The following is a 2,377-nucleotide window of genomic DNA, read 5'->3' as shown; positions in this document are numbered from 1 at the left end:
CGTCTCACCCTTTATGCGTTCAGTACCGAAAACTGGAAACGCCCCAAACTCGAAGTCGAATTTTTAATGAAACTTTTAGAGCGGTATCTCAAAAGCGAACGCGCCGCCTATTTGGAGGGAAATATCCGCTTTGAGCCGATCGGCGATCTGAGTATTTTTTCCAAATCGCTCCGCAACGTCATCGACGAGGTACAGAGGGCAACAGCCGAGTGCGACGGTTTGGTTCAATGCCTTGCACTGAACTACGGAGGGCGTGATGAGATCGTCCGTGCCGCCAATGCACTCCGAGAAAATGGCCCCCTCACGGTAGAATCACTCGGAGATGCCCTCGATTGTCCCCACGATGTCGATCTGCTCATCCGAACCGGGGGAGATCATCGCCTCTCCAATTTTCTGTTGTGGCAAGCGGCCTATGCAGAACTCTTCTTTACCAAAACCCTTTGGCCGGAATTCACTACCGATGAGCTTGAGAGTATTATCAAAAAATTTAAAACGGTCGAAAGACGCTTCGGAGGATTGAACTGATGGAATTTGCATTTATCTTTATTTTTGGGGCGGCAATCGGTTCCTTCTTAAATGTGGTGATCTTGCGCATCCCGCGTGATGAGAGCGTCTCTTTCCCCGCATCCCATTGCATGAGCTGCAACACCCCGCTGAGAGCTTGGCATAATATTCCCATCCTTTCATGGCTTTTTTTACGGGGGAAATGTGCTTTTTGCGGCACCAAGATATCGATACAGTATCCTCTTATCGAAGTGCTCAGCGGTCTCATTTTCCTCTTTAGTGCGATGAAATTCGGCCTTACCTTCCAAGCGGCGGGAATCGCCGTGACGTTTGCGTTGCTTCTAGCCCTCTCCGCAATCGATTTTCGCTACAAAATGGTTCCCGATAGCCTCAACCTCGGAGCGCTCACTGTCGCCGTCTTTAGCGTCACCTCGTTTGAGCAGTTCGGCTATAACGTCACCAACGCTCTGCTGTTTGCCGGAGGATTTACCCTCCTTCGTTTCTATCTCTCCTACGCCATCAAAAAAGAGGCGATGGGGGAAGCCGATATTATGATCGCCGCGACGATGGGGGCATTGCTCGGGGTCAAACTCGGGCTTGCCGCTATCTTCCTCGGTGCCGTTTTGGCACTTCCCGCACTCCTTTTAACCCAAGATGAGAGCGAAGAGTCCAAACAACTCCCGTTTATCCCCTTTTTAGCGTTAGCGTGTTGGCTCGTTGTTATGTTCGATACCTACGTCAACGATTGGATGGTGGGAATATATGGGTAAATTACGCCACTACATCTTATCGCATCTGTCGATACTCTTTTTCTCGATATTTCTCCCCCTCTTCGCGATCGCTTCGGTCATCTTTTTGATCAAACTCGCGACCTATACGGCAGTCATTCAGCTGAGCCTTCTTGAGATGGGAAAACTCTACCTATTCGTCATTCCCGAACTCCTTTTTTACACCCTCCCTATCGCTTTTGTCGTCGGCGGAGCATTAGCACTCTATCGCCTCTCCAATGATAATGAGATGGTCGTCGTCTTCTCGCTTGGAATCTCCCCCTCATTTGTCGGACGGGTTTTGGCGGTGCCCGCACTGCTCCTCACGCTGTTAATGTTTGTCAACTTTATCGTCGTCATCCCCTACATTAAAGTTATTTCGGGCAATTTTTTAGAGAAAAAAAGGGCAGAAGCGAAGTTCAACCTTAGCGCTTCGGAGTTTGGTCACCATTTCGGCGAATGGATGCTTTTCATCAACAAAAGCGATCAAGATTCACGTGTCTTTGAAGATGTCGTCCTCTTTAACAAAGATATGAACGACGAAATTCTTATCAAATCCGATAAAGCGGAACTCATCAACAAAAACGGGGTATTGCAGCTGAAATTAAGTGATGGCGAGAGCTACAGCTACAGCGATAAACTCCTTAAAACCATGCTCTTTAAAACCGGATACATCAACGATAGAATGACGACCGATCCTACTATCTACCGCAACACCCTCGATTTTTGGACGAACGAAATCGAACGGGGTAAAAAAGAGAGACTCCTTATTACCAATACCCTCTTGAGTCTCTTTCCCCTCCTCTCGGTATTTTTGATGATTGCGCTGGGGGTCGTTCACGCCCGCCACCAAAAACGGTGGATCTATCTGTGGCTTTTCCTCTCCATCGTCGGATTCTATTCGGCCGCCATCATGGTTCAAAAATGGTTCGCCTTTCATACGATCTGGATCGTCGCACTGATCTGGTTTATTCTCAGCTATAGCTTTTACAAACGTCTGGTTGGGAGCCGTTTTTGAAGCGAGCCAAAATCACGATGAGCTACAACGGCTCAGCGTTTATGGGGTCTCAACAACAGCCCACCACCCATGAAACCGTTATCGGCAC

3 protein-coding genes are annotated in these 2,377 nt (G+C 48.5%); all 3 read left to right on the top strand.

The window, feature by feature from the left end; genetic code table 11:
- Positions 1–525 (top strand): polyprenyl diphosphate synthase (gene uppS / locus A2517_RS00320; protein WP_294893365.1); only part of this gene is annotated, 525 nt, incomplete at its 5' end.
- Positions 525–1,274: an A24 family peptidase gene (locus A2517_RS00315; protein ID WP_294893364.1), complete on the top strand. Its 750-nt coding sequence runs from the start codon at positions 525–527 to the stop codon at positions 1,272–1,274. The genes uppS and A2517_RS00315, both read left to right, overlap by 1 nt.
- Entirely contained in the window at positions 1,267–2,289 is a 1,023-nt protein-coding gene (locus A2517_RS00310; RefSeq protein WP_294893363.1) for an LptF/LptG family permease, read from the top strand. The genes A2517_RS00315 and A2517_RS00310 overlap by 8 nt, the downstream gene beginning before the upstream one ends.
- Positions 2,290–2,377 lie beyond the last annotated feature (88 nt).

Source organism: Sulfuricurvum sp. RIFOXYD12_FULL_44_77 (assembly GCF_001830725.1).
In the GTDB taxonomy this organism is placed as follows: domain Bacteria; phylum Campylobacterota; class Campylobacteria; order Campylobacterales; family Sulfurimonadaceae; genus Sulfuricurvum; species Sulfuricurvum kujiense_A.
The sequence above is the reverse complement of the archived record's forward strand: the minus strand, read 5'-3'. Positions and strand labels throughout refer to the sequence as shown.

Excerpts from the sequence above, each read along its gene's own strand:
- A2517_RS00315 (WP_294893364.1), top strand. The coding sequence starts at position 525 with ATGGAATTTGCATTTATCTTTATTTTTGGGGCGGCAATCGGTTCCTTC.
- A2517_RS00310 (WP_294893363.1), top strand. The coding sequence starts at position 1,267 with ATGGGTAAATTACGCCACTACATCTTATCGCATCTGTCGATACTCTTT.